The organism is Bacillus sp. Brlt_9, assembly GCF_051948935.1.
In the GTDB taxonomy this organism is placed as follows: domain Bacteria; phylum Bacillota; class Bacilli; order Bacillales; family Bacillaceae_G; genus Bacillus_A.
The window spans coordinates 577,236-602,873 of record NZ_JAYJLO010000001.1 but is presented as its reverse complement, the minus strand read 5'-3'; the positions used below and the strand labels follow the sequence as shown (position 1 = coordinate 602,873).

The 25,638-nt window shown below is 34.1% G+C and carries 23 protein-coding genes and 4 pseudogenes; 8 read left to right on the top strand and 19 right to left on the bottom strand.

Features of this window, described 5'->3' with window-relative positions; all coding sequences use genetic code 11:
* Nucleotides 1-27: 27 nt before the first annotated feature.
* From cls to VF726_RS03180, 6 genes are all read right to left on the bottom strand, one after another.
* Nucleotides 28-1,239: a cardiolipin synthase gene (gene cls, locus VF726_RS03205; RefSeq protein WP_440165772.1), complete on the bottom strand. Its 1,212-nt coding sequence runs from the start codon at nucleotides 1,237-1,239 to the stop codon at nucleotides 28-30.
* Nucleotides 1,240-1,350: 111 nt separating this feature from the next.
* Nucleotides 1,351-2,496 (bottom strand): ABC transporter permease, encoded by a 1,146-nt coding sequence (locus tag VF726_RS03200; protein WP_440165770.1) that lies wholly within the window; start codon nucleotides 2,494-2,496, stop codon nucleotides 1,351-1,353.
* Nucleotide 2,497: 1 nt separating this feature from the next.
* Nucleotides 2,498-3,607 carry an ABC transporter permease gene (locus VF726_RS03195; RefSeq protein ID WP_440165768.1) on the bottom strand — a complete coding sequence of 370 codons (1,110 nt, stop codon included), beginning with the start codon at nucleotides 3,605-3,607 and terminating at the stop codon, nucleotides 2,498-2,500.
* Between the two features lie 37 nt (nucleotides 3,608-3,644).
* The gene (locus tag VF726_RS03190) at nucleotides 3,645-4,583 is read right to left on the bottom strand and encodes an ATP-binding cassette domain-containing protein (RefSeq protein WP_440165766.1); all 939 of its coding nucleotides are present in this window, start codon (nucleotides 4,581-4,583) and stop codon (nucleotides 3,645-3,647) included.
* A 137-nt stretch (nucleotides 4,584-4,720) separates the two neighbouring features.
* The gene (locus VF726_RS03185; RefSeq protein ID WP_440165764.1) at nucleotides 4,721-5,821 is read right to left on the bottom strand and encodes a sensor histidine kinase; all 1,101 of its coding nucleotides are present in this window, start codon (nucleotides 5,819-5,821) and stop codon (nucleotides 4,721-4,723) included.
* Between the two features lie 4 nt (nucleotides 5,822-5,825).
* Entirely contained in the window at nucleotides 5,826-6,464 is a 639-nt protein-coding gene (locus VF726_RS03180; RefSeq protein ID WP_440166691.1) for a response regulator, read from the bottom strand.
* Nucleotides 6,465-6,747: 283 nt separating this feature from the next.
* Here VF726_RS03180 and VF726_RS03175 point away from each other — a divergent pair, with 283 nt between their 5' ends.
* The 4 genes from VF726_RS03175 to exsE are packed head-to-tail and all read left to right on the top strand — an operon-like array spanning nucleotide 6,748 to nucleotide 9,686.
* Nucleotides 6,748-7,230, top strand: a complete 483-nt coding sequence (locus VF726_RS03175; RefSeq protein WP_001195472.1) for an RNA polymerase sigma factor — start codon at nucleotides 6,748-6,750, stop codon at nucleotides 7,228-7,230.
* Nucleotides 7,227-7,670 (top strand): hypothetical protein, encoded by a 444-nt coding sequence (locus tag VF726_RS03170; RefSeq protein WP_440165762.1) that lies wholly within the window; start codon nucleotides 7,227-7,229, stop codon nucleotides 7,668-7,670. The genes VF726_RS03175 and VF726_RS03170 overlap by 4 nt, the downstream gene beginning before the upstream one ends.
* Nucleotides 7,663-8,733, top strand: a complete 1,071-nt coding sequence (locus VF726_RS03165) for a hypothetical protein (protein WP_226640197.1) — start codon at nucleotides 7,663-7,665, stop codon at nucleotides 8,731-8,733. Before VF726_RS03170 ends, VF726_RS03165 begins: the two co-directional genes overlap by 8 nt.
* Complete coding sequence (gene exsE / locus VF726_RS03160; RefSeq protein WP_440165760.1) at nucleotides 8,730-9,686, top strand: exosporium protein ExsE; 957 nt, start codon at nucleotides 8,730-8,732, stop codon at nucleotides 9,684-9,686. The genes VF726_RS03165 and exsE overlap by 4 nt, the downstream gene beginning before the upstream one ends.
* 30 nt (nucleotides 9,687-9,716) lie before the next feature.
* Here exsE and VF726_RS03155 read toward each other — a convergent pair whose 3' ends face one another.
* Both VF726_RS03155 and VF726_RS03150 read right to left on the bottom strand, forming a co-directional pair.
* Nucleotides 9,717-10,964, bottom strand: coding sequence for a DUF445 domain-containing protein (locus VF726_RS03155; protein ID WP_440165757.1), 1,248 nt, complete (start codon nucleotides 10,962-10,964; stop codon nucleotides 9,717-9,719).
* 151 nt (nucleotides 10,965-11,115) lie between these two features.
* Complete coding sequence (locus tag VF726_RS03150; RefSeq protein WP_440165755.1) at nucleotides 11,116-12,450, bottom strand: D-serine ammonia-lyase; 1,335 nt, start codon at nucleotides 12,448-12,450, stop codon at nucleotides 11,116-11,118.
* A gap of 150 nt (nucleotides 12,451-12,600) precedes the next feature.
* Between VF726_RS03150 and VF726_RS03145 the strand changes: the two genes are divergently transcribed.
* On the top strand, nucleotides 12,601-13,146 hold the full coding sequence (locus VF726_RS03145; RefSeq protein ID WP_440165753.1) for a helix-turn-helix domain-containing protein: 546 nt from the start codon (nucleotides 12,601-12,603) through the stop codon (nucleotides 13,144-13,146).
* Nucleotides 13,147-13,200: 54 nt separating this feature from the next.
* Here the strand turns inward: VF726_RS03145 and VF726_RS03140 are convergent, their stop codons facing one another.
* From VF726_RS03140 to VF726_RS03115, 6 genes are all read right to left on the bottom strand, one after another.
* Complete coding sequence (locus tag VF726_RS03140) at nucleotides 13,201-13,881, bottom strand: prolipoprotein diacylglyceryl transferase family protein (protein ID WP_440165751.1); 681 nt, start codon at nucleotides 13,879-13,881, stop codon at nucleotides 13,201-13,203.
* An 18-nt stretch (nucleotides 13,882-13,899) separates the two neighbouring features.
* Nucleotides 13,900-14,454 carry a TlpA family protein disulfide reductase gene (locus VF726_RS03135; protein WP_440165749.1) on the bottom strand — a complete coding sequence of 185 codons (555 nt, stop codon included), beginning with the start codon at nucleotides 14,452-14,454 and terminating at the stop codon, nucleotides 13,900-13,902.
* A gap of 18 nt (nucleotides 14,455-14,472) precedes the next feature.
* Nucleotides 14,473-15,186: a cytochrome c-type biogenesis protein CcdA gene (gene ccdA, locus VF726_RS03130; RefSeq protein WP_440165747.1), complete on the bottom strand. Its 714-nt coding sequence runs from the start codon at nucleotides 15,184-15,186 to the stop codon at nucleotides 14,473-14,475.
* 54 nt (nucleotides 15,187-15,240) lie between these two features.
* Nucleotides 15,241-16,053 carry a M56 family metallopeptidase gene (locus VF726_RS03125; RefSeq protein ID WP_440165745.1) on the bottom strand — a complete coding sequence of 271 codons (813 nt, stop codon included), beginning with the start codon at nucleotides 16,051-16,053 and terminating at the stop codon, nucleotides 15,241-15,243.
* 1 nt (nucleotide 16,054) lies between these two features.
* Nucleotides 16,055-16,471 (bottom strand): BlaI/MecI/CopY family transcriptional regulator, encoded by a 417-nt coding sequence (locus VF726_RS03120; RefSeq protein WP_440165743.1) that lies wholly within the window; start codon nucleotides 16,469-16,471, stop codon nucleotides 16,055-16,057.
* A 93-nt stretch (nucleotides 16,472-16,564) separates the two neighbouring features.
* Nucleotides 16,565-16,963 carry a DUF3942 family protein gene (locus VF726_RS03115; protein WP_440165741.1) on the bottom strand — a complete coding sequence of 133 codons (399 nt, stop codon included), beginning with the start codon at nucleotides 16,961-16,963 and terminating at the stop codon, nucleotides 16,565-16,567.
* A 379-nt stretch (nucleotides 16,964-17,342) separates the two neighbouring features.
* Here VF726_RS03115 and VF726_RS03110 point away from each other — a divergent pair, with 379 nt between their 5' ends.
* Nucleotides 17,343-18,041, top strand: a complete 699-nt coding sequence (locus VF726_RS03110) for a peptidase E (protein ID WP_440165739.1) — start codon at nucleotides 17,343-17,345, stop codon at nucleotides 18,039-18,041.
* Between the two features lie 56 nt (nucleotides 18,042-18,097).
* Here the strand turns inward: VF726_RS03110 and VF726_RS03105 are convergent, their stop codons facing one another.
* Both VF726_RS03105 and VF726_RS03100 read right to left on the bottom strand, forming a co-directional pair.
* The gene (locus VF726_RS03105) at nucleotides 18,098-19,507 is read right to left on the bottom strand and encodes an MATE family efflux transporter (RefSeq protein ID WP_440165737.1); all 1,410 of its coding nucleotides are present in this window, start codon (nucleotides 19,505-19,507) and stop codon (nucleotides 18,098-18,100) included.
* 85 nt (nucleotides 19,508-19,592) lie between these two features.
* Nucleotides 19,593-20,357, bottom strand: a complete 765-nt coding sequence (locus VF726_RS03100; protein WP_440165735.1) for a DUF2087 domain-containing protein — start codon at nucleotides 20,355-20,357, stop codon at nucleotides 19,593-19,595.
* Nucleotides 20,358-20,581: 224 nt separating this feature from the next.
* On the opposite strand from VF726_RS03100, the pseudogene VF726_RS03095 reads away from it, so the two are divergent.
* Both VF726_RS03095 and VF726_RS03090 read left to right on the top strand, forming a co-directional pair.
* Nucleotides 20,582-21,372, top strand: a pseudogene (locus VF726_RS03095) (MBL fold metallo-hydrolase).
* 361 nt (nucleotides 21,373-21,733) lie between these two features.
* The gene (locus VF726_RS03090; protein ID WP_087958264.1) at nucleotides 21,734-22,156 is read left to right on the top strand and encodes a PH domain-containing protein; all 423 of its coding nucleotides are present in this window, start codon (nucleotides 21,734-21,736) and stop codon (nucleotides 22,154-22,156) included.
* A gap of 87 nt (nucleotides 22,157-22,243) precedes the next feature.
* On the opposite strand, the pseudogene VF726_RS03085 reads toward VF726_RS03090, so the two are convergent.
* From VF726_RS03085 to VF726_RS03075, 3 pseudogenes are all read right to left on the bottom strand, one after another.
* Nucleotides 22,244-23,272: pseudogene (locus VF726_RS03085) on the bottom strand (class II fumarate hydratase); the annotation flags it as partial.
* 133 nt (nucleotides 23,273-23,405) lie between these two features.
* Nucleotides 23,406-24,545 (bottom strand): annotated as a pseudogene (locus tag VF726_RS03080) (RNA-guided endonuclease InsQ/TnpB family protein).
* A 640-nt stretch (nucleotides 24,546-25,185) separates the two neighbouring features.
* A pseudogene (locus VF726_RS03075) lies at nucleotides 25,186-25,548 on the bottom strand (lyase family protein); the annotation flags it as partial.
* Between the last annotated feature and the right edge of the window lie 90 nt (nucleotides 25,549-25,638).

Genomic DNA, 25,638 nt, shown 5'->3' with positions numbered 1-25,638 from the left:
TATAAAAGACTCCCTTTTCTTTAAACTTTATAAATAAAAATCAACCAATCCCGCTAACTTTTCCTTACAACGCTCCCAAAACGATAACTTCTCAAAAAACTCTTTCGTCATTTCCTTTGAATCACGAAAATCTTTTGTTAATGCCTCATTCACTTCTGATACGATAGTCCCACCATGAATATACAAATTCATCTCATCATTAATATAAAAACTACGTGCCGTTATGTTCGTTGTACCGATAACAGTTAGTTCATTATCAATCAGCATTAACTTCCCATGAAACATTCCTTTTTTATAACCATATACTTTAATTCCGTTATGAACAGCTTGACGAATATACGGATACGCCGCCTCTTTAATAAGAGGAATATCTGGTTTATATGACCAAAGTATTTTCACTGTCACACCACGTTTTTGCGCTTCCATTAATGCATTCATAAATTCTTTATTTTTCGCTATAAAATAAGGTGTTATAATTATGATTGAATGCTTCGCTTGTTTTATTAATTCAATATATGTTTCCGCGACGTGATGTCCATTGTAGCTAGCCATCGTATGTAATGTATTCCCTTTACTAGCTTTATTCGTACTTCTTTTTATCTCTTCTTTCGTATCTCGTTTCCAATCTAAAGCGAATTGTTCTTCTAAATCTTTTGCCCCTTCTCCCCTAAGCCGCACATGATAGTCACGCCAATATCCAAATCGCTTATCTTTTCCTAAGTACTCATCTCCTATATTAAAACCACCCGTATAACCAATCTCCCCATCAATCGTCGTAATACGGCGATGATTACGATGGTGAAGTGAATAAAACCCGAATGGTAATTCAGGTTTTCTACTATACGTAAAATGAACACCACTTTCCCGCAATTCATTTATCATCTTTCTTTCAAATGATAAATCATTAATGCGATCCACTGATAAATAGACGTTTACTCCTTCTTTTGCCTTCTCTTTTAATAAATTTAAAAAAGTATGGCTACTTTTATCATCCGACAAAATAAAAAAATATGTATAAATAGATTGCTTCGCTTCTCTTATATCAGCAAATAACTGTTTATAAAACGACTTCCCTTCTACATATAATTGAAAATCACTATAGTGGGGAGCATACTCTGTCGGCATATTTTTGCCAGCTTCCATTTTCCTTCCTAAGGTAACGTCAATATGCATCCAAATTAAAATAAAAACGAAAATAGCAATAATAATAGAAGTAACTCGCAATATTTTTTTAATCATTTTAATTTCCTTCCGCTCGTTTTCTTTCCTCCTTTCTATTTTGTCATTCAAATTTACATTTCATGCTTCATACAAAAAAAGGGTGCGACTTAACGTCGCACCCTTTTCATATTAAACAAAATTTCTCGCATCATTATTTCTTCCAAACTTATAAATAGCAATTAAGAAGAATGCAATTGCGAAAGCGAATAAAATTAAAATGTTTAAATACAACTCCGAGAATGGTACTCCTTGTTGTAGTTTTGATACTGTGTCTAATAGCCATCTCTGCGGAAGAAAATCAGCTACTTTTTGTACCGCTTTTGGCATAATATCATACGGAAAATAACATCCGGCCAGTAAACATGTCGGTACAATAACCATATTTTGCAGTGCATTTGCTGATGCTGAGTTTTTCGAAAAAGCGACAAGGACTAACGATATTCCAATCGCTATTAAAGCAAATAGCATGAGTACGCCGATCATCACTATAAAAGGCATATTGATATTCGTATGAAAAACATTCGTTAGGAATAAGATTGTAATCAGAATTTGTACTGTTAATAGCATCATATTTACCCCGACATTAGATAATATGAACTTCTTCCCATCTATCGGCGTTGATAAGAGTCTAAAATACGTTCTATTTTCTTTTTCTTTTAAAATATAACCTGATAAGTTCGCTGCTGAAAATAGCATAAACATAATAAGATAACCCATCGTTTGGTTTGTCATATCTTTATTTTTCGAAGTATCTTCCAGCGTCTCAGTTTTCATTTTAAATGAACCTTTTTGATATCCTGCGTACATACTATCAAATGCACTTTGATCTGTACCTGCTACTTTACTAATAGCTGCTACATTATCAATATAATTGTATAAATGTGATTTTATAAATCCTGTTACTTGATCACCTTTAATCGATGAAATTTCAATATGAGCGGGTTTCCCTTCTCGAACACTTTTTGAAAAACCAGAATCTAATGTAATAACTCCATCAAGTTTTTTGGAAGTGAGTTTATCTTCTACTTCAGATTCTTTAATTTTACTTATCTTTACATGATTTAATCCTTCTAAAAATTTCACCGTATCATTTGCTATAGATTGATTTTCGTTATTTATAACCCCGATATTTAACATCCCTTGCCCCACATTCCCATACATTGAGAAGGAGATTAGCGTTCCGATTATGGGCAAACTAATAATAATGAATAACCCTTTTTTATTTTTCAAAAGTACAGATAACGTTTTTTGTATGAGCCATAAAATATCTTTCATACTATAGCCCCTCCCGTCTACGTAATGCAATAATTGCAACTAATAAAAAGAGTGCCGATATGCCAAGATTTAAACATATTACTGGCAGCGCTGCTCCTACATCATTTGCATAAATAATTTTCATAACAGCTGTGTTTGCCCACGTTAATGGTGATAAATTCGTAACGAAATTTTCTTCTATTACGAAATATGCACCACCAAAAATGGAGGCTAATTGCACAACTACAAGAATAATCGCTCTCGATGATTCAGCTGTTTTCGTAATATATCCAATCCCTAAACCGAAGCTAATTGCTAGAAAGATTTGTGTTAATAAAATAATAAATATGATTCCAAGATGTTCGCCCCAATTCGCTTGAAATACAAATTTGCTAAATAACATAACAAGTAATACGCAAAGGGCATTTGCTACTAAGCTACCAAGTACTTTTCCAATGAATATTTCAGCCTTACTTATAGGTGCAGCAATGAGACGATCTCCTGTTTTGCGTATTCGTTCTCCTCGAATTAAAGAACTCGCTCCCATCCCAGCATATAGTGCAATCATCGTTGTCATTACAACCGCATAGTAATCCATAGAACCTGGTTTTTTTGCAGCTTGTAAAGATATTTCTTTTATATAATCATTATGATTTCCATTTGAAATAACTGTGTTCACCTTACTAGGATCTACTTTTGCAACTTCGATTGCTACATTGTACTTATCAACAAATGTTGTAAGCATGCCCTCCACAACACTTCCCTCAATACTACTTTTGTCACTTCCGTACAATTTTGCACCATCTTTATTTAACTCTACATAAGCAGCATATTTATTTTGCTTCACTTCTTCTTTCCCATCTATACTATCGGAAGCTTTTTTAAAATGAATACCAGATTTATCGACTTCTTTCGTAAATGCTTCAAACGATTGAGAAAATGTGCTACTCGATTCATCTTTATACAGCACTTGTATATCCTTAATCGATTGACTATCACTATTAAATGCATTACTTAACGCTGTTCCTAACACAAGCATAAGTACGACCGGAAATGCTAACATAAAAACTAAAGTTCTTACGTCCCTGAAATCTCTTTTAATATGCATAACTGCAATATTGAAGATGTTCAATTGATGAACCTCCCTTTACCTTTTCTTCATTTACCTTTTATTTATCTCGTAAGTTTCTTCCAGTTAACGTAAGGAATACTGTTTCTAAGTTTGGAGCCTGCTCCTCTAACGAGCGGATTTCAATGTCATGATTAATGAAGTGCTGAATAATTTTATTTAAATTGTTTACTCCTGCATCCGAGTTTACTTTAATTACGTTCTCTTCAATTTGAACAGCTTTTACACCGTTTATCTCTTTTAACTGGTCTACATCTAAATTTTCTACTGACTTCACTTCAACCCAAACGTCTTTCGTATCAGTAATAATCGCTTTCAACTGCTCTTTCGTACCTTCTGCAATTACTTTACCGTGATCTACAATTGCTATTTTCGTACAAATCTCTTCTACTTCTTCCATGTAGTGGCTCGTGTAAATAATGGTACTTCCCATTTCATTTAATTTTCGAACAGATTGGAGAATATAGTTTCTTGACTGTGGATCAATTCCAACTGTCGGCTCATCCATAATAATTAACTTCGGTCTATGAGCGATTGCACAAGCGATATTCAGTCTTCGTTTCATCCCGCCTGAAAAGTTTTTCGGGTAACTTTTATGTTTATCACTAAGCCCTACAAACTGAAGTGCTTCCTCTACTCTCGCTTTTAGTTCGGCCCCTCTTAACCCGTACAATCCAGCAAAGAATTTCACATTTTCATAGGCCGTTAACTCTTCATAAATCGCAATATCTTGCGGAACGATACCGATATTCATCTTCGCAAATCGATTATGTTTCTTTATATTTTTTCCTAATATGCTAATTTCACCTTCATTACTTCTTAACAACCCAGCGATCATATTTATCGTTGTACTCTTACCAGCACCATTTGATCCTAAAAAGCCAAATATCTCTCCTTCTTTAATAGATAAAGACATATTATCTACCGCGATGAAATCACCAAATTTTTTCGTTAAATTTTTAATTTCTAATGTATTCATCATTTCACCCCTATTTCGGTTTCTCTGCTGTTTATTATAAACAAAAAAAATGAACCTGCTCAGTGCAGAAGTTCATTCTTTTCACATGAAATTATTCACTTTTTTCATATGAGATGATTCATCCTCATCACCATGTCCTATATGGGTAATAACATTGTTACTGAAAAACCACTTGTTCCATCTACAATAATTTTTCCGTTTACTGATGCTGTTCGCTCCTCCATCCCCATAATCCCGAGGCCTTTCTTAACGAGAGCTGCACCTTTTCCGTTATCCTTCACTTGTACTTTTACCATCTTATTAAGTACATGAATATCGATTGAAATGACTGTCGCATCAGCATATTTCATCGCATTTGTTAATGCCTCCGTAACATTTTCACCAATAATCTTCCACTGAATCGGTGAAATCATATCTAAATTCCCTTTATATACGAAAGGAATATTTATTTCATGCTTACCGGCAAATTCCTCTATGAATAATTTCATACGGTGAATACCAATTTGCTCAGTTGGTGGCTTCATATTTTTTAATGTAACCCGAATGCTTTCAATCCCGTCTTTTGAAATATGAATTGCATTTTGTAATAACTCCGCAGATTTTTCTTTATCTACCTCCATTAATCTCTTTGCTGCCTCCATTTGAATTAGCGCTCCTGTCATCGAGTGGCCAATTTTATCATGAATTTCTTGAGAGAGCCGGTTTCTCTCTTCTAACTTAAATGTGTACTCCGATTGCTTTATGTACTCTTTATTTTCATTTAAGCTTTTTGTAAGTCGCTGCATATCTTTTCGCATCTTATCATTTTGTGATTCAAGCTTTAATACACGCGATATATACCGTTCTGCCATAGTTAATACGATGAAGGCAAATGCAACAATTAATCCATATGTCATTCGAATACTTTCATCTGTAAAGATAATAGGAACCATCATCATGATAAAGAGCTGCCATTTCTTCTCTATATAACGAAATATAAGTTCATATAAGTTCAATGGTAAAAACAAAATAAAAAACGGATGAACCTTCCATACAAATAATATAACTACTCCAATTGATAGAGAAGTTAATATGTTTTTGTGCGTATCTTTTTTACATATAGAAATTAGCACGTTTACAGAAAGATATAAAAGCAAAGTCAGTATAATCCATGGTAAGTTCGCAACATTTAAATAAATGTAACTAAACACAATATATGTAAATACAATTAGTTTACTTACAATTAACCAAAATTCCATATCTTTAATCTACTTTCCCTGTTAAATAATAAATCGCAATTTGTGTACGATGTTCAAGTCCAGTTTTCCCTAAAACTGATGTAATATAATTTGCTATCGTTCCTTCTGATATGAAAAGTTGCTTTGAAATTTCTTTATTCGAAAAACCTTTCGCAATTAACGCGATAATACTAAGCTCTCTTTCTGTAAAAAGACTCTTATCTATTTTACATTCGTCCTCTTTGCTTTCCATTAAATTGCACTTAATTTTATCAAGCACTACATCTTGCATAACAGTTTGACCGTTAAATACTCCTTTTATTGCATCACGAATACGCTCCGGATCATTATTTTTTAATAAATAACCTTTCGCTCCGTTTTTTACTGCGTCCAAAATATATTCATCATCATCGAACGTCGTTAAAATTAGCGGTTTCGTTTTCGTCTCTTCACAAATGAATTTCGTCGCCTCTACCCCGTTCATATTTGGCATACGAACATCTAAAAGAGCGATATCAACGTCGTTCTTTTTGCAATATTCCACTGCTTCTTTCCCGTCATTTACTGTATCTACTACTTCGAACTCTTCATATGTATTTAAAATAATTTTCATGCCTTCTCTAATAAAAGAATTATCGTCTGCTATTAATATTTTAATTTTCATGTTTGTTAGTATGGACCTTCTCCTACTAACATTCACATCCTTTCTTCCCGTAACATTTCCCACTTGCTCATTATATACTTCTTTTTACCATTTTTTCACACTTTTTTTCATATAGCCTCCTTTCTAAAAATATATTATTCTTTTTTTACAACATGTGTAGGGTGACCGGTCATTTCTTACGTCTATATAATAGAATGCGTCAAAAAGGAGGGAGAGACCCATTGAGGAAAAACAATTAATTGAAAAAGCACAGCAAGGAAGCGAACATGCTTTTCGTATCCTTGTGCAAACATATCGTCACTATATTTTCCAAGTTATCTTTTCTATTTTAAGACATGAAGAAGATGCGAAAGATGTTACACAAGAAGTATTCGTAAAAATTCACGCCTCTCTCCCTAATTATCAATTTCGCGGATTAAAAACGTGGATGGCGCGTATTGCCACCAATCACGCTATTGATTATAAGAGAAAAAAAGCTAGAGAAAACGAAGAACTCTCCTTATGTAAAGAAACTGAGGAAAATATAAAATCCTCTCATAATATTGAGGCTTTATTATTGACGAAAGAGCAAAAATTACTCATTGCTCAAAAACTGAGAGAACTTCCCGAAAATTACCGTGACGTCGTTCTCTCACATTACTTAGAAGAAAAAAGCTATCAAGAAATTGCTTTACAGGAAAACATCGAAGTGAAAACAGTCGAAATGAAACTGTATCGAGCAAGAAAATGGATTAAAAAACATTGGAAGGAGGAAGAGTTTCTATGACGCATTATTCAAAAGAAGATTGGCGCAATTATACTTTAGATTTTTTAGAAAGCAATGAACGTGAATCTATGGAAGAACACCTTTATGAATGTGATCATTGTTTAGCACTTTATATGGAAAGTATTGATGAACAACATGAAAACCTTCCAATGATAAATGATGATTCATTTACGAACGAAGTTATGACGCAAATTGATTTTGAAACGCTACAACCTAATGAAAATATAAAAACAAACTCACTAAAGCGTACGATTATTCACTACATAATTGCGACCGCGGCTACCATTATTTTTATGGTAAGTGGTTTATTCCAATATATTTTCACAGCGACATCAAATTTCGAGAAATCTTCAAAACATAACGAGTCTTCTATCTCACAACAAATTGTAAACAAATCGGTCGATACATCAAAAAAGGACGGAGGTTTAAAGCATGAATAAAAATCCCTTTTTAGCACTTGTATTAGGGCTAATTCCTGGGCTTGGACATTTATATTTAAAGAAGTTTGGACGGTTTATTTTATATGGCGGAGGGGCTTTATTACTATTTTCCATTGCAGTTTTTTGCGTAGTAGAATTAATAGCGCGCGAACTTGCTTTTCTTTCTCTATTTTTACTAGCCGTGTTATGGGTGGTCAACTTACTAGATTTAGTTATCACAATTATTAACCAATCGAAAAAACAAGCAACCGGAGAGTTGACAGAATCCTCTAAAGAGAGCGAACGATTTTATATCATTCTTCTTTCCATCATCCCTGGACTTGGTCATTTTCAATTAGGACTTATGCAACGTGGTCTTACATTTTTAGTAGCTTGTACAGGAATCGGAAGTATGATTATTTTCGTTGCCCTTTTAACATCTCAAGAAAGTTTCCTTATCTTTCTCGTGACGTTACCTGTTTTATGGATTTATAATTTCTTCGATGTTGTTCAGCAGCTCCAGAAAAAAGAACGTGGTGAGCAATTAGTTGACCGCACTATTTTTGAAGAGTTTGAAGAGCACCGTGAACAAGGAAAGAAAAGCAAAACATTCGCTTCTATTTTAGCGATGTTTCCTGGAGCAGGACATATGTATTTAGGCTTACAGCGCCGTGGCCTTCAGCTTATGGCAGCCTTTTTACTTTCAATATATTTACTCGACTTATTAAGACTTTCAGCGTTTTTATTTTTAGTACCAATCATTTGGTTCTATAGCTTTTTTGACGCTTTACAGCAAACTTCAAAATACGGAAAAGAACGTGTAAATGATGAACCTATCATTGATTATTTTATCAATCATCAAAGATGGATCGGTATTGGGTTAATTATACTCGGTGGTTATTATTTATTAGACCAAACACTCCTTCCTATTTTGGACAATTATTTTGCATCTCTATTTAACATTCATCTTAGCGAGCTGTATTATCGCTATTTCCAAACATCTATCGTTGCACTTCTCTTAATTGGTGGCGGCTTTAAATTGTTACTTGGAAATAAAGAAAACAAAGGTGGTACGAAAGAATGAGAACATGGCGCGTTGGAACATTTTCAATGGGGCTTTCTATTATTGCATTAGGATGCTTTTTACTATTTTCAGTTATAAAAGGTACTGAGGTATTAGATTCCTTAACAGCATGGTGGCCTGTTTTACTTATTATACTTGGCGTGGAAATTTTACTTTATCTTCTATTTTCTAAAAAGGAACAACCCTTTATTAAATATGATATTTTTAGTATTTTCTTTATCGGCGTTTTAGGAAGCGCCGGAATTGCTTTTTACTGTTTATTATCAACTGGATTGCTAGAAGAAGTTCGCCATTCTATTAATACAACTCGGCAAACGGGTAATATTCCAGACGGACAATTTGATATACCTGAATCTATCAAAAAAATCGTAGTGGATGCGGGGCATCGTCCTCTAACAATAGAGGGAAATAATACAAATCAAATTCACCTTCTTGGAACATATGAAATGACGACGAAAGCTAATGAAAAACTCAATTTAAAACAAGAAGATTTCCTTTCCGTTCAAACAGCTGGGGAAACGATGTATGTCACTTTAAAATCATTACCAGTTCAACATAAGTTCTTTAACTCAACACCACAAGTGACACGGACACTTGTACTTCCGCAAAATAAAAGTGTGGAAATTCGCGCTTCTAATAACGAACTATCTCTTTATCCAGGTCAATTACAAAACAATTGGTTTGTACAAGAAAGCTCAAGAGTGTCTGTCCATCTTGCAAAAGAGAGTGATGTATCTTTAACAGCAGTAACAAATCAAAAAGAAACACATGGCAGCACACCTTGGGAACAAGTTGAAGATGTAACGAAAAAAGAAGATACTACTTCAGAAGAAAATCCAGAATTCAACGGGCAAGAACATTGGTATAAAAATTCGATTAAAACCGGGAATGGAACGTACAAGTTAAACATTGAGAAAGCTTACAATTTAAATATGAGTGTTATTGAAAAATAAGAAACCTTCCACAATTGTGGAAGGTTTCTTTCATATAATCGCTTTAATTCCTTCTAACACTAATCCGATCATAAATCCGCAAACAGCTCCGTTTACTCGGATCCACTGTAAATCTTTACCGACGTTATTTTCAATCATTTCAATTAACGTTTTATCATCTAACTTATCAAGATTTTCTTGTACAAGTTTTCCGATTTTCGAATGATTCTTTTCCACAAGTGTGACAACTTGTTTTTGTAACCACTCTTCTATTTTTTGAACAGTCTGTTCATCTTCTTTTATTTTATTCATTTGCGTTTGTAAAAATGGAATAACATACTTATCCGCAAATTCTTCGTTTTTCACAAAAGTAATTGCCCTTTGTTGTACTTGCTCCAGCATCTCTTTAATTTTGTCAGTAGCATTCCAATTGGCAATCCATTTTTCTTTCCAATTTTCTAATTCTTGTAGTAACGCTTCATTTTCTTTTACATTTATAATTTCTTGACGAATTTTCGATAATATAAGTTGTCTCGTACTATTATCTGCATCTTGTAAGCTGTTAATATTGCTAATAATAAATTTTTGCAAAATGCCGCCAATTTTATCTTCATCTACAATATTCATAAACGATTTCAAAGTAAACTGTAAGAAACCATCTACTTTTATGTTTTCCATCGCCTTCATACCTAAGCTTCCGAGCTGGTATCTGGCTTCATCTTGCGCTGTCCAATCTTTCACTTTTACTAAAATGTAATCAAGTGTCTTTTCATCATATTCTTGAACCACCAATTGATCAACAAGTACTTGTAATATGTTACTTGTATTAATTGTATGCAAATACGTTTTTAATTCTTTTTCAATAATAACAGCTAACTTTTCCGTATCTATCGTAACAATCGCCTTCTCAGCAATTGTTACAATTCCCTTTTTCACAGCGTCAGACTGCATTTCTCTCTCAGCGATTTGCAGCACCATTTGCGCTAGCTGCATTTCTTTTACTTTATTCGTAATACTTTCTTTCGTCAGCCACTCATTTTCTAACGTATGAATGAGCCCTTTCGTTACTCGTTTACGATTTTTAGGTAATAACGCTGTATGCGGAATTGGAATTCCCATCGGATGACGGAATAATGCTGTAACTGCGAACCAATCCGCAAGTCCACCAACTAACCCAGCTTCAAATCCCCCTTGAATAATCTCTCCAGCTACCGTCCCTTGAAACGGGATAGAAGCGGCAAAGCCTACTCCCATAACCCCAAGCGAAATACCCGCTATATATTTAGTCTGTAATGACATCGTATACACATCCTCTTATTATGTAAAATAAAGCTTTTTTGTTATATGTATTTCATATTCGTTCTTTATATCTATACTATAATGAACTAATGCGAAAATAACAAAGAATTTTATGCACATGAAAAAAATGAGGCTGTAAAAAGCCCCATTTTTATTTTAACGTTAATGCCTCACCTGTTTTATAATATCCATTCATCACATCTTCTGGAACCATACTACCACCAGTTCCCCACACAATATGAGTACCTTTCTTCACCTTTTCTGTTAACTGTTGTTTTTGTAGATACTCATCTTCTTTACATACTTTCACCGGTCCTATCATACCGGCTAACGCAGAAGGTTCTAAATAAATATTTTCCGTATCTGCTAGTTCTTTCAACAATCTATATAACTCTTCATCACTTACTGTGTAATTTCCACTCAAAAATGGTTCCATCGTTTTACCGACAAATCCAGACGGTCTTCCTACCGCTAGTCCGTCCGCGTCTGTTACATTATCAATCCCGATATCTTGAACAGCAATCTTATCATGAAGTCCTGTCATTAAACCGAGTAACATACAAGGAGAGTGCGTAGGCTCCGCAAAGAAACAGTGCACGTTGTCTTTATACAATAACTTTAAACCGAATGCGACGCCACCAGGTCCGCCTCCTACTCCGCACGGAAGGTAAACGAATAAAGGATGCTCTTCATCTACTACAATCTCTAACTCTTCTAATTGTTTTTGTAGACGCGATGCTGCTACTGCGTATCCTAAAAATAAATCATGTGAGTTCTCATCATCTACAAAATAACAGCTAGGATCTGCATCTGCTTGCTGACGCCCCTCTTCTACTGCTTTACTATAATCCGCTTCATATTCAATAACGTTTACACCTTTACTTCTTAATAAATCTTTTTTCCATTCTTTTGCGTCTGCTGACATATGAACAGTTACGTTAAAACCTAGTTTCGCACTCATAATCCCAATACTTAGCCCTAAATTACCTGTAGAACCTACCGCAATTGAGTATTTTGCAAAAAACTTTCTACATGTATCACTGTCTAAAATAGAGTAATCATCATTTTCTGTTAACATTCCATGCTGCGAAGCTAATTGCTCAGCATGTTTCAGCACTTCATAAATGCCGCCTCTAGCTTTAATTGACCCTGATATCGGAAGGCCACTATCACATTTTAATAGTAATTCTCCTAGTATAGGTTTTCCGTAATTTTTTTCCAAAGACCTTTTCATAGAAGCTATCTTCACTAAAGGTGATTCTATAATGCCCCCCGTTTCTTTCGTTTCTGGAAAAACTTTCGCAATGTATGGTGCAAAACGTTTTAATCTTTCTTCCGCATCTTTTACATTCTCTTCATTAAGTGGCGAATCTTTTATTGCCGTTTCATACTTTTCCATGTTCGGATTCACCCAAAAAACTTCTTCTGTTGCGATTAATTTATTTATTAGTGGATATTCCTCTATTAAATTCTCTATTCCCTTCATTTCTCTTCCTCCTCATAACCTTGTAGCTTACGATTCAATAAATTATAATTAAATTAATTTTAATATAGTTTAACACAAATTATTCACTTTAGTTAATTTTAATTTAATTTATTTAAATATAATTTAATAAATAGTAAGGAGCCTTTCATTATGGAAAATATAGATATTGGTAAAAAGATTGAAAAACAAAGAAAAGAAAGAGGGTTAACGAGTAAAGACTTAGCAAAGATGGCCGAGATTACACCATCTATGTTAAGTCAAATTGAGCGCGGGTCTGCTAACCCTTCTATCCAAACATTAAAAGTACTCGCTAAAGCGTTAGATGTTCCAACATTTAGCTTTTTACTTGAAGATACAAATACAGACGATTTAATTGTACGTTCTCATAAGCGAAAAAAAATGATTATCGATAATTTATCATATGAATTGTTATCACCTGATTTCACAGGAAATTTAGCAACAGCAATTATGACTGTTCCTCCGAATACAGCTTCATCAGAAAATGTACTAGAACATAAAGGGGAAGAATTGGCATTTGTATTAGACGGAACAATTACATTGTATTTAAACGAAGAAGAGTACACTTTAGAAACGGGTGATAGCGTAAAAATACCCGCTTATTTAAAACATAAATGGGTAAATCAATTCGAGAAAAATGCCATTGTTTTATTTTCAGTTACTCCGCCGATTTTTTAATATAAAATAAAAAAGATAGCCACACATGGACATACTCCATATGTAGCTATCTTTTTATTTTTTCGGCACCAATAAAATCCCTAAACTAATAACAAAGAAGCTCATTATTTGCTGTATTGATAAACCAAATAGAACCGATTGTTGTTCACTAATAAGTGAAATAATAATATGAGCAACACCCTCAACTATTAGAAAAACACTTATGTTCTTTCCATTTCCGAGTCTTTCATTTTTCATCCATAACAAGCCCATTATGCAAAAGGCAAGGATGATCTCGTATACAAAAATGGGGTGATATAAAAATTTAGATTCGTATATTTTCACACCCCAAGGCAATGTCGTTTGTACACCTACTTTTTGGTGGAATAGAAAATAAAAACCAATACTCATACATAATCCAATAGGCATGGCATCAAGTAAAATACGAAGTGAAAATTGCTCCTTTTTACTTTTCCAAACAATGTATACACTCGCAATTATGCATCCTGCTATAATATGCTTCATACTTCCTATAGCTAATAGTGCTTGCACTGGCGACCTAAAAGCCCATACTGGATTTAAAAATGCCGGTGCAAATTTCCACACAAATACGATGATTAGAAATGCATTTGTTACTGCATCCATCATTTTTTCATATGGTACACTTTCGTTCTTCATCTTTCGTTTCATCAACATAAATCCAAATAGACTTCCAATTATAAGAGATACGGGTTGTAACCTCACGATCCATTCCATCAATACAAAATCCCCTCTTTAACCCTCAATTAATTTCTTAAATTTCTCTTCTAATTGATCTGGAGGTAATACGCCTCGTACTTGCTCTACTATAATTCCATCTTTATTAACAAAAAATGTCGTTGGTAAAGAAAATACTTTATAATCTAACCCAGCTACTCCATCCATATCTAGTAAAACCGGAAACTCAAACCCATAGCGATCCGCAAATGCACCTGCTTCTTGTACTGGGTCACTTACAGTTGCATTCACCGCAAAAATTTCAACGTCCTTTTTATATTTATCATACATACGAACTAAGTCAGGTGCCTCCATTTCACATGGACCACACCATGATGCCCAAAAATTAATAAGATACGGTTTTCCTTTTGCATCATTTAACGAATGCAACTTCCCGTCTAATCCTTTTAACGTTATGTTTGGCGCTTTAAATCCTACTTGTGGTAATACTTCTGTTTCTTGTAACTCCGCTTGTTTTGCTTTTCTTTCTTGTTCTTCTTTTTTTGTATTATAAAAGTTCACTCCGGCCCAAATTAGTGCCCCGGCCAGTATAATCGCAATTAGTTTCTTCACTTTTCTTCCTCCTCATTATTAAAAGCCTGTAAATCCACCGAATAGACGAATAAAGAATGCTGTAATTTTCGTCATTTGATTTGTATACAATAAGATACCTGTTACAATCATCATTCCGCCGCCAATTTTCATCATGACATTGGCATATGTAACGATCCATTTTATCTTCCCAATAAAGAATGCCATCACGAAAAACGGAACCGCGAACCCAAGAGTATATGCGGTAATATAAAGAAGTGCTCCTTCAGGATTCGTCGCACCAAGCATGAGTACAGCTGAAAATATCGGTCCAACACATGGCGTCCATCCTGCTGCATATGTCATACCGACTATAATAGAGCGAATATACCCAGTCGATTTACTTCTATACTGCACTTTTTTCTCTGCCATAAGCCACTTAGGTTGAAATAAGCCTGTCATAAACAATCCCATCAAAATAATAAAAATCCCACCAATTTGTTGAATCAATTTTTGGTTAGATGAAAATGTTATTCCAATCCAGCTTACCGATAACCCTAACGCATAAAATATAACCGAAAATCCAATCACAAAAAATACGGTATGCATAATCGCTGATTTTTGCATCATACCACGATTTTCTTTTAAATCTTGAATTGACACACCTGTAATATATGATAAATAAGATGGGTATAGCGGTAAAGAACATGGTGATATAAATGACAATACCCCTGCTCCAGCTACAAGCCAAATTGTTAAATCTGCTGCATTCATTTTATTCCCCCCAAAACACTACATCGAGTAGTGTTGATTCGTAAAAAAAAGAGGCTATATGCACTCTCCGACAATAAGTACAATCGACATACAGAATAGACCTAATGTGACATACACCGAGTTCGTATGTAACGGAATCGTAAGCTTAACAACCTTTTCATTTAACACTTGCTCGATTCGTAAATTTATTGCTGTTTTTGCAAATGAAGCTGTCACACATCGATTTTCCATCGTCTTTATTTTAATTAATTTTAATAATGCACTGCCTAACTCGAATTTAGATTTCATTTTTCGCATTGCATACTTATCTGCAGCTAACTCCTGATACACATGATAACGCTGCAATAGCCCTTTTAATATCGGGATATATATCATTCCTTCTGCTAATAACGTAAAACAAAATAATTTTAATGGATCTCGATTCGTTTGATGATATTCTTCATGAAAAATAATCGCATCCATTTCTTCATCTGAAAATGTTTGAAGCATCCCTTCTGACATGACAACTTTCGGACGAAATAACCCAATTGTAAATGCCGCAATTTCCTCGGTCGGCAATATATATATTTGCTTTCCTTTTCGAATGAAAGGGATAAGTACTTTTTGTAACTTTTTACTATAGAAAAATTGCCGCCAAATTCTTTTGCATACGATGAACACAGTAAGTAGTAAAAATCCAGCAATTACAATACGAATGAGCGATAATTCCTTCATATGTTGTTCTAACTGGAACAAGCAAAAATTCGAAAGAAAGAAAGCCTTATTTTGAAACAGAAATGGATATGTAACATAATACACTAACATACTGAAAAAGAGGGTACTAACAATGACTGCTAACAATACGATTTTACGCATTTGCCATTTCATTTTATTGATCCTCTTTTTTCAACTGACTCAATTTGTCTTCTAATTTTTTTATTAAAATCGGATCGGCCTGTTCTAACTCATCTAGCATATGATTTACAACTAAATCTCCAAACTCTCCCATCAATTCCTGTGTCATTTTCTTCGTTTGATTGGATAAGAATTCTTCTTTTGTTTGTACAGCACGATATATGCCACTTCTTTTCACAGTCTGTTTTTCTAAGTGTAATTTCTCCACTAACCTGTTCATAACTGTCATAACAGTATTAAAATTCACAGTTGATTCTTCACTTAACTTCTGCTGCACTTCTTTAATCGTAATACCCTCGGTAGACCAAACAATCTCCATAATTTTCGCTTCAAGTGGTCCAAAAAAGTGATTTAACCCTTGCTCATTTAACTTATAGTTTTGAGTAAACATAGTATGTCTCCTTTCACACTACGAATTGTAGTATAAATTAAATGAAAGGTCAAACGCGAATGATATACACTAAAATTCACTACCCTATCCTATTCATTGTAAACCTAACTTCTCTCCAAATGTCTCAAAGAGATACTGCTCTAATATTTGTACACTAAACGTTTCATTACGCCCAAGTGCAAATAATTCCCGATCTTTCGCTACGATAGTATCTAACGGAATAACGACATTATCCACTATTTTTGTAATTTCAATGATGTTATTTTTGACATTTACCTCTGTTTTAAATTCAATATTTTCCAATACGATATGTGAACGTCTTCCTGATGTAAAAAAAGTAAAGTTAGGATTTTTTACAACGCCAATTTCAGCCTCTAACGCATATAAATAGTGAAAAATTATATCTCTATGTCCATCTTTTATTATTTTTTCATCCTTCTCATCATCTAAGTATTCTTTCACTTTCGCTGCAAACTCAAATCGAAAATCCACTCTTTCACGCTCCCTCTATCCATTCTATAATAAATAAATAAATATATTGAAATAATTTTACCATATTGCGATATAAGTTCCTATTAAAAGTAAAAAGTACTTTTCAAATCTCTATTATTTCTAATTCTTTTTTAATTCAATATTAATTACTACGTCGTTATATTAATTTAAACATATTTTTCCTGTTTTTTGAAATAATAGTATGAAATATTATATATCAATAAACTGTTTCTAATTCATTTTTCATTTAGCTATCATCACCATTGCTATTCCAATATACTGAAGGTACATTTTCTACTTATTCATTACATGATAGAAGGAATGTAACTCTCTTCTATCGAATTTTTATATAACGAAAATGATTAGGTGGTGCTTTACTATGAAATTAGCTGTCATTGGTGGCGGTGATTTACAAGATTCAAATCACTCGCCTATTAATGAGCGACTTATAGAATTAACAAATAAACTGTACCCAAAAGTATTATTCATTCCTACAGCTAGTCATGATGATGAGAGCTATATAAAATTATTTTTAGACACGTTCGAAAAACAATTACACTGTGAAGTACAAATTTTACGTACTATAGCGGATACACCTTCTACATATGAAATAGACGAAATGATTCAATCAGCTGATTTAATTTATCTCGGTGGCGGGAACTATATTCACATGCTTACACAATGGAAAGAACATAAACTTGACGAAAAATTATTATTCGCTTTGCAGCAAGGAACGCTCATTGCGGGATGCAGCGCCGGTGCTATGTGCTGGTTCACATCTAGTATCCGATCAGATTATGAAGGCTCTGGTTATATAGAGAGCAATGGCTGGGGGATTGTGAACAAAAGATTTTGTCCACATTATAATCAATTAAATAGAATGAACGCCTTCCATTCCTTTTTACAAAATCATCAAGGTAATATAGAAGGAATTGCATTAGAGGATAATTGCGCTCTATATATTACAGAAGAATCTTTTGAAATTATCGGTGAACCTGAAAAAGCGTGGGAGTTTTATATGAGTGATAACAAACTCATTAGACAACATTTTGATATCACTTTAAAAAGCTATTTGTAAACCTACACTTACAAAAAATGTCCCTAAGTATAATAACTTAGGGACATTTGCATGAGTTAACTTACTAATCGTGTAATTCGTTTCTTCTGCCATGAAAGCTTATAATATGCATACTGTAAAATTAAGCTGACAATAAATGCTGCTGGGTACCCAATCCATATTCCTTCTATACCAAGACTTGTGTGATAAGAAAGGTAATACGCTACAGGTACTTCAACAAGCCAAATTGATACAACACCGATAACAGTTGGCCATAATACTGTACCACTCGCTCGCATTGTCGCACTAATAATTTGTGCATGACCGAAAATTAAATAACTCCATAACGTAATCATAACGAGGCTATGAGCAATTTCAATTGTAGTTTGACTCGTTAAAAATAGTGATAGAATGTCTCTTGAGAACAAGTAAATAAGAGATATTAGCACACCACCGATGACGTAGTTCATAATAATTCCAGCCTTCACAACTTTCTGCAATCGATCAAATTGATTTGCACCAATTGATTGTGCTGCAAAAATAGAAACTGTAATACCAAGGCTAACGGCTGGCATTTGTACATAACTGGCAACTTGGTTCACGACGCCATATGCTGCTGTTGCATCCGAACCGTAACGATTTACAAACGCGATTACCGCAATTTCAGATAATGAAACTAATATCATATTAATACTCGCTGGAATTCCAAGTCGTAGCAATAGCTTTAATAACTCCCCATCCATACGAAGATATTTCCTCACCGTACTATCTAATTGTAGTGGGTGATTTTTCTTCTTTAAATACACTAACATGACAATAAACGTAATAACTGTAGATATAACAGAAGCATAAGCTGCTCCATACACATCTAATTTCGGAGCTCCTAACCATCCAAAAATAAGAATCGGTAATAAGATCATATTTAGCGCTGTACTTACAATTAAAAAGTAAAATGGCGTTTTAGAATCTCCTGTACCCCTCATAAACGTTGTGTATGCAAAATATAAAAATAAGACTGGCATCGATATAAATAAAATACGCGCATAATGAACACTTATATCAATAATATTTTCTGGCGTTCCCATAAGGCGCATAATATCCATCGCAAACATGCTACCTACTATCGCCAACACAACTCCAATAATAAAGGTAAATGTCAGTGTCGTACCAACGATTGCTTTTAAACGATCTTCGTTTTTAGCACCAAACGCCTGACCAATTAAAATCGAACTACCTGAACCAATACCAATTACAAATGAAACGAGTAAGAAAAATAACGGGAAGAATGCGGATATGGCCGCTAAATCATTCACTCCAAGCCATCTTCCTACTACTACCATACCGAATAATTGTCCAATTGATTGTAGTACATTACTTAATAGTAACGGTACTAAAAACATGGACATCGATTTCCAAATTGGTTTGCTCTCACTCTCTAGCTTATGTGATTCCGCACCTTCTTTATTGTTATCTGTAGGTGGTTTCAAATTTCATTTCTCCTTTTATTAAACTTCTATCTCTTTGTATAGTTGTTATAATGATATGCTTCTATTCATTTTCTTTTCCGCACTACTATAACTTCACCCAATATTGGCTTCCATCAGCTGTTCTATCTAAAAAACCATATTCAATTAAATATCTTCTTAAGGTTACAAAATCCGGGTATACGCTTTCTATGACAGTATTTACTTCTTTTTCAGTGTACTTTTTATTACTATCAAACTTCGTCACTAAATGGCGTAATATAATTAATTTACGCTTTTGCTTTTTCGGGAATTTAGAAAGTGGTCCATCTAATCCTTCTGTAAAATGTGCTTTTAATACTTCCTCATTTTCTTCTTCCGTAATATTGTAGCGATCATCTACCATCGTTGCGGTTCTATGAATGGGTACAAATTTCGTTTGTACTTTTGATTTTTCTTCCGACAGTTCCATTAACGCTAAAAACACTTTCGCTTGCTTCATTTTCTCTCGAAGTGTAAATCGATGATTACGAATGGTTGAAGTACTTCCGCCATCCATCTCTTTTACAATCTCTTTATCATTCAGCCCCATATGGAAAAACTGAACCATCTTCTTTTGCAAATCAGTTAAACCAGTGTATTTCTTATCAAGATCTAATAAATAATCAAACATAGACGTATGTTCATTTTGCACATGCAATTGTACAAACTTCTCTGCTTCATACAAAACTTGATTATCTTGATAAATTACGCCCTTAATAAACGATTCTCCACAAGCTAAACAAATATACTCCTCTGCTTCCTCTTCAAACACATACCCTTTCTTCAATTCCTCAACCGAAGCGTCCCAAAACTTCTCTGAAATATCACTCACACTAAACACTCCTTTAAATTGTTTATTAATAAATAAACAAATTCCAATAACGTTTACTATTACTTCATCATCTTAACATAATTAAAATAAACTTTTCAATGTTTCGTTTACCTATTTTACAAACTTTTATAAAAATGTCTATTAGATATTCTTTAAAAAGGACATAAAGCAATAAAAAGCGAATGTATTTAATAAATGAATTACGATAGGATGTGAAACAAAACATGACTATTCTGCACGACCCTTGGTTTACTGTTAAACAAATTGCCCAAAATACATATGCAATTAGTGAATACGGACATTGGGAGAAAGTACATTCCTTGTTACTTGTAGGCGATACTACCGCACTCCTTATTGACACTGGACTAGGTATCGATAATCTGAAGCGTATAACTGACCAACTAACAACCTTACCAATTACTGTTGTCACAACACATGTCCATTGGGATCATATCGGTAGTCACTCACAATATGAAGAGATCTATGTACATGCTTTAGAAGCAGATTGGCTCATTAACGGGATAAAATAAAAGGACTTCCTATTACTCAAATTAGGCATGACATCGCTCGTGATATCACTTTACCTACACCTAAAACATTTCAACCTGAAACATTCAAGCCTTTTCAAGGAACACCAACAAAATTACTACAAGATGGAGATATGATTGATATCGGAAATAGGAAAGTTCAAATTATACATACGCCAGGTCACTCACCTGGACATATTTGCTTATACGATTATGAAACTGAGTTTTTATTTACGGGAGATTTACTTTATGAGGGCACAATTTTTGCGTTTTATCCATCGACAAATCCTGTAGATTTAGTCCGGTCTCTACACAAAATTACAAATTTCTCACCTATTAATCGAATTTACGGTTCACATCATACACTTGGTCTCTCACCTACTATACTAAAAGAAGTGAAATACGCTATTCAATATTTAATTGATAACAACCTAGTTCAACACGGAACCGGTATTCACTCCTTCCAAAACTTCAACATTCAATTTTAACTACAAAAAAGGTATTTCCGTATATGGAAATACCTTTTATCCATTATATATTCTATTTATAACCTCGACTAAAGCTTTACTTACCTGTACAAATAGATGTTTTCGATTTCGATCTTCAACAAATGTATTAACACAACTACCCATAATCATCATACAACTAATTATGACTAACGCTACCTTTCTATTCTTGTAAGTCACTTCATGCCACTCCACTATTACAAAACTTCTTTTGAATTTATCCCATCAAGAAATTTTACATGAATAATAAGCTGAAGGAATATGCAATTCTGCATATTTACACGTTTTATCACGATGTTATGATTTAATTTAGTTAAAGAACACGTATACCGGGGTGACTAACTTGAAATTTAAAGCGAAAAAAAATCCATTTCACGTCATTTTTATTTCATTATTTATCATAATTTTTTTCATTTCGCTATTCTTCCAAAATGAAAATTCTATTTTTTTCACTCTCATGATGCTGCTAAATGTCATAAATCTTTCTTCCTTCTATTTTTCTCACTACCATATAACTGCTTCATCTCTTATTGTAAAACACGGTTTCATATTTCATACCGAAATTCCATTTGAAGACATTCGTCACGTTAAATACTCTGGTAAAAAACTTCATTCAATGAAATGGACTAGACAGCAATTAGAAATCCATTACAATTTATTTGACTCCGTAACTGTTTTTATACCCCAAGAAGAAGAAAAATTCATTTCAGTCTTAAAAGAAAACTGTCCGCATATGAAAGTATTGAATATGTCTGCTAACAAATAATATATTTTGGCACTTACAGTAATACAAATAGAAGAGATAAATATTAAAGAAGCCAAGACTCTATCATAAGAATCTTGGCTTTGTCTATTATTCTTTCGGAGCAATCATTTTTTTCGGATCGACAATTTCATCGAATTGTTCTTCTGTTAGTAGTCCAGATTGCAGTGCTGCTTCTTTTAGCGTTAACCCTTCTTTATGAGCATGCTTCGCAATTTTCGCAGCATTTTCATATCCGATATGCGGATTTAATGCTGTAACAAGCATTAATGAACGATTCACATTCTCTTTAATTACTTCTTCATCTGCTTCAATACCAATTGCACAATTATCATTAAATGAAACAATTGCATCTGCTAATAGATGAGCAGATTGTAAGAAATTATATGCAATAACTGGTTTAAATACGTTTAACTCAAAATTACCTTGGCTCGCGGCAAATCCGATTGTTGCATCATTTCCCATTACTTGCGCTACAACCATCGTTAACGCTTCACTTTGCGTTGGATTTACTTTACCTGGCATAATAGAACTTCCTGGCTCATTTGCTGGAATAATAATTTCTCCTAGACCACTACGTGGACCGCTTGCCAGCCAGCGTACATCATTAGCAATCTTCATTAAATCAGCTGCTAATGCTTTTAATGCACCATGCGTATATACAGCTTCATCATGGCTCGTTAATGCGTGGAATTTATTTGGTGCAGAAATAAATTGCTTTCCTGTAAATTGGCTAATTTCCTCTGACACCATCTCACCAAATTTAGGATGAGCATTAATACCTGTTCCAACAGCAGTACCACCAATTGCAAGCTCTTTCATATATGTATTGCTCTCTGCAACCATACGCTCTGTTTTTTCAAGCATACGATGCCATCCACTAATTTCTTGTCCTAATGTTAAAGGTGTTGCATCTTGTAAGTGCGTACGACCAATTTTTATAATATGTTCAAATGCAGTTACTTTTTCTGCTAACGTTTCTTTTAATTTCGTAATTGCTGGTAATACGTGATTTTCTACTGCAATTACACATGCTACATGAAGTGCTGTTGGAAATGTGTCATTTGAACTTTGAGACATGTTCACATCATCATTCGGATGAATATGTACGTCAGATCCGATACGATAAACTTAACTAAATCTATACAATTCAATCAAATTTACACAAGTTAGTGCTTCATCGTGTTCTCGCAGCCCCAAAGGGACGAGGGGTATAACACTCCACACGAGGCAGTATCGTTACCTCCTATTATCAAGCATTTATTTTTACCCATCTTGATAAATTTATCGACGCATTTACATCCCTATCGTGATGGCTATTGCATGAAGCACAACACCACTCACGTATTTTTAAACTCCACTGTCCTTCTGGTTGAACTGAATGGTCGTATTTAACGCCGCAACATGAACAAATCTTGCTTGAGGCGAACCATTTATCAGCTTTTACATACGCAATGCCATACTTCTCACACTTGTATGACAAACATTGAAAGAAGAAGTTTAATTTTTGAAATGAAAATGCTTTCGATAGTTTTTTGTTTTTTAACAGGTTTGAGATAGATAAGTCTTCCACAACAATCCTCATTGGTTTGGTTTTCACCAATTTAGCTGTTGCTTGATGGATATGGTTATTTCGGATATTCATAATTTTCCTAGATAACCGCAGGTGCTCAGTTTTCGCTTTTTTATATCCGGCAGACTGAATTTTTACACCTTTTTTAAATCACCTAGACATATCTCTTTGCGCTGACTTTTTCCTTTTCAAAAGTTTTTTAACCTTAGCATCTTTGTTTATATTTCGTTCTTTCATACCATTAGAAGCTACAAAAAGTTCTTTTAAACCAACATCCACACCAATCGACTCATTCGTTAGTTCTTGGGATTCAAAGTTTTCTTGGAACCCTACACTCATCCACCAGTGACGACCATCAAAGGTAACTCTTGGATTGGATGGTTTTTTATTTCTTGGTAGTTGTTGGCTTGTTTTCACTTCTCCAATAGACTGAATATGAACGACTTTCTTTCCTATAATCAGCCTTTCATAATTGGCATAAAATCCTTGAATCAAATCTTTTTTGGATTTATAAGAAGTGTGATAACCATTTTTGTACTTTTTGAACGAATGTTTTCTCGCCATATCAAAATCTTTTGAAGCCTGTTTGGGAACTTGTGCATTAATGTCTTTTAACCACTCATATTTCTTTCGCTTCTTGATCTTTGTAAATCGTTTCTGTAAAGCTAACTGTGAAACAGATTTTCCAAATAGCTTATAGTATCTATCACTCATTCTTTTACAATAGTTATAAGCAAATCTCGCAGCACCGGCATGGTTTCTAAGCACTTTTTCTTGTTCAGGCGTTGGAATCAGTCTGACTTTCTTCGCCAATATCATCAGAATGTAACTCCTTTAATGAAAGATTTGTTCTTCTGAATCGTAGCGTGTTCCACCAGCATTCTCCTGAGACTACCAGGATACAAACCTGTTAATTCCGATACTTGACTAACTCGTGAAAATTTCATTATTACTCTCACCTCATTGAACCAAACATAGCACGTACGTTCGATATTTTCAATGAAGTTTGATAGATTTAATAAAATTTATCTTGTTCAACTAGGGGCGCAACTCCTTAGCCAGTTCTCTTATGAACTTCTCATGTTTTCACATGAGCGCAGACTATATGTTTATCTACTTAAAGATAGAGGATTTTTCCACCACCATAGGCTTGTGATGTACTCTCGTCAGTTATACGAGATAGTCGTTGAACGTTCATCTTATCACTTTTGACTTAGATGATTCGAGGCGGAAGACCCATTGTTCTAATGTTTAGGATTTAACCTTGCACCATCTGATTGATTTTTTCTGCTTTCGCGACATTCACGCTCGCTATTTCTAGCCACGTTGTAGTTCAATCAGCTTTAGGGATTGCCCGCAGTTAACCCTCACTACTAGCCAATCACTTGACTAGCAGGGCTTACTGATATATTTAATTAACTTTCGTTATAATTGGTTAAATAAATCGTAACAGTTAATTACCCTTCTCTTTCAAAATTTGATTCCCTCGATTTGCAATGACTTCATTTACATTCATGTTTGACTGTGTACCACTACCTGTTTGCCATACGACAAGTGGAAAATGTTCATTCCACTTCCCCGCAATCACTTCGTCAGCTGCCGCCACAATTGCTTCTGCTTTTTCTTCTGATAGCTTTCCTAATTTTTGATTACTAAGCGCTGCACTCTTCTTTAAAATGGCAAATGCTTTTACAATTTCAAGCGGCATTTGCTCTGTTCCAATCGGGAAGTTTTCTTTACTACGTTGCGTTTGTGCTGCCCATAATTTATCAGCTGGAACTTTTATTTCTCCTATTGTATCTCTTTCAATTCTGTACTCCATTTTTTCATCCCCTTGAAAATAAAATACCTACATTTTTCATTTTAACAGACTTTCATTCAAATGATAAGAGTTCTCACTCGTGTATATAAA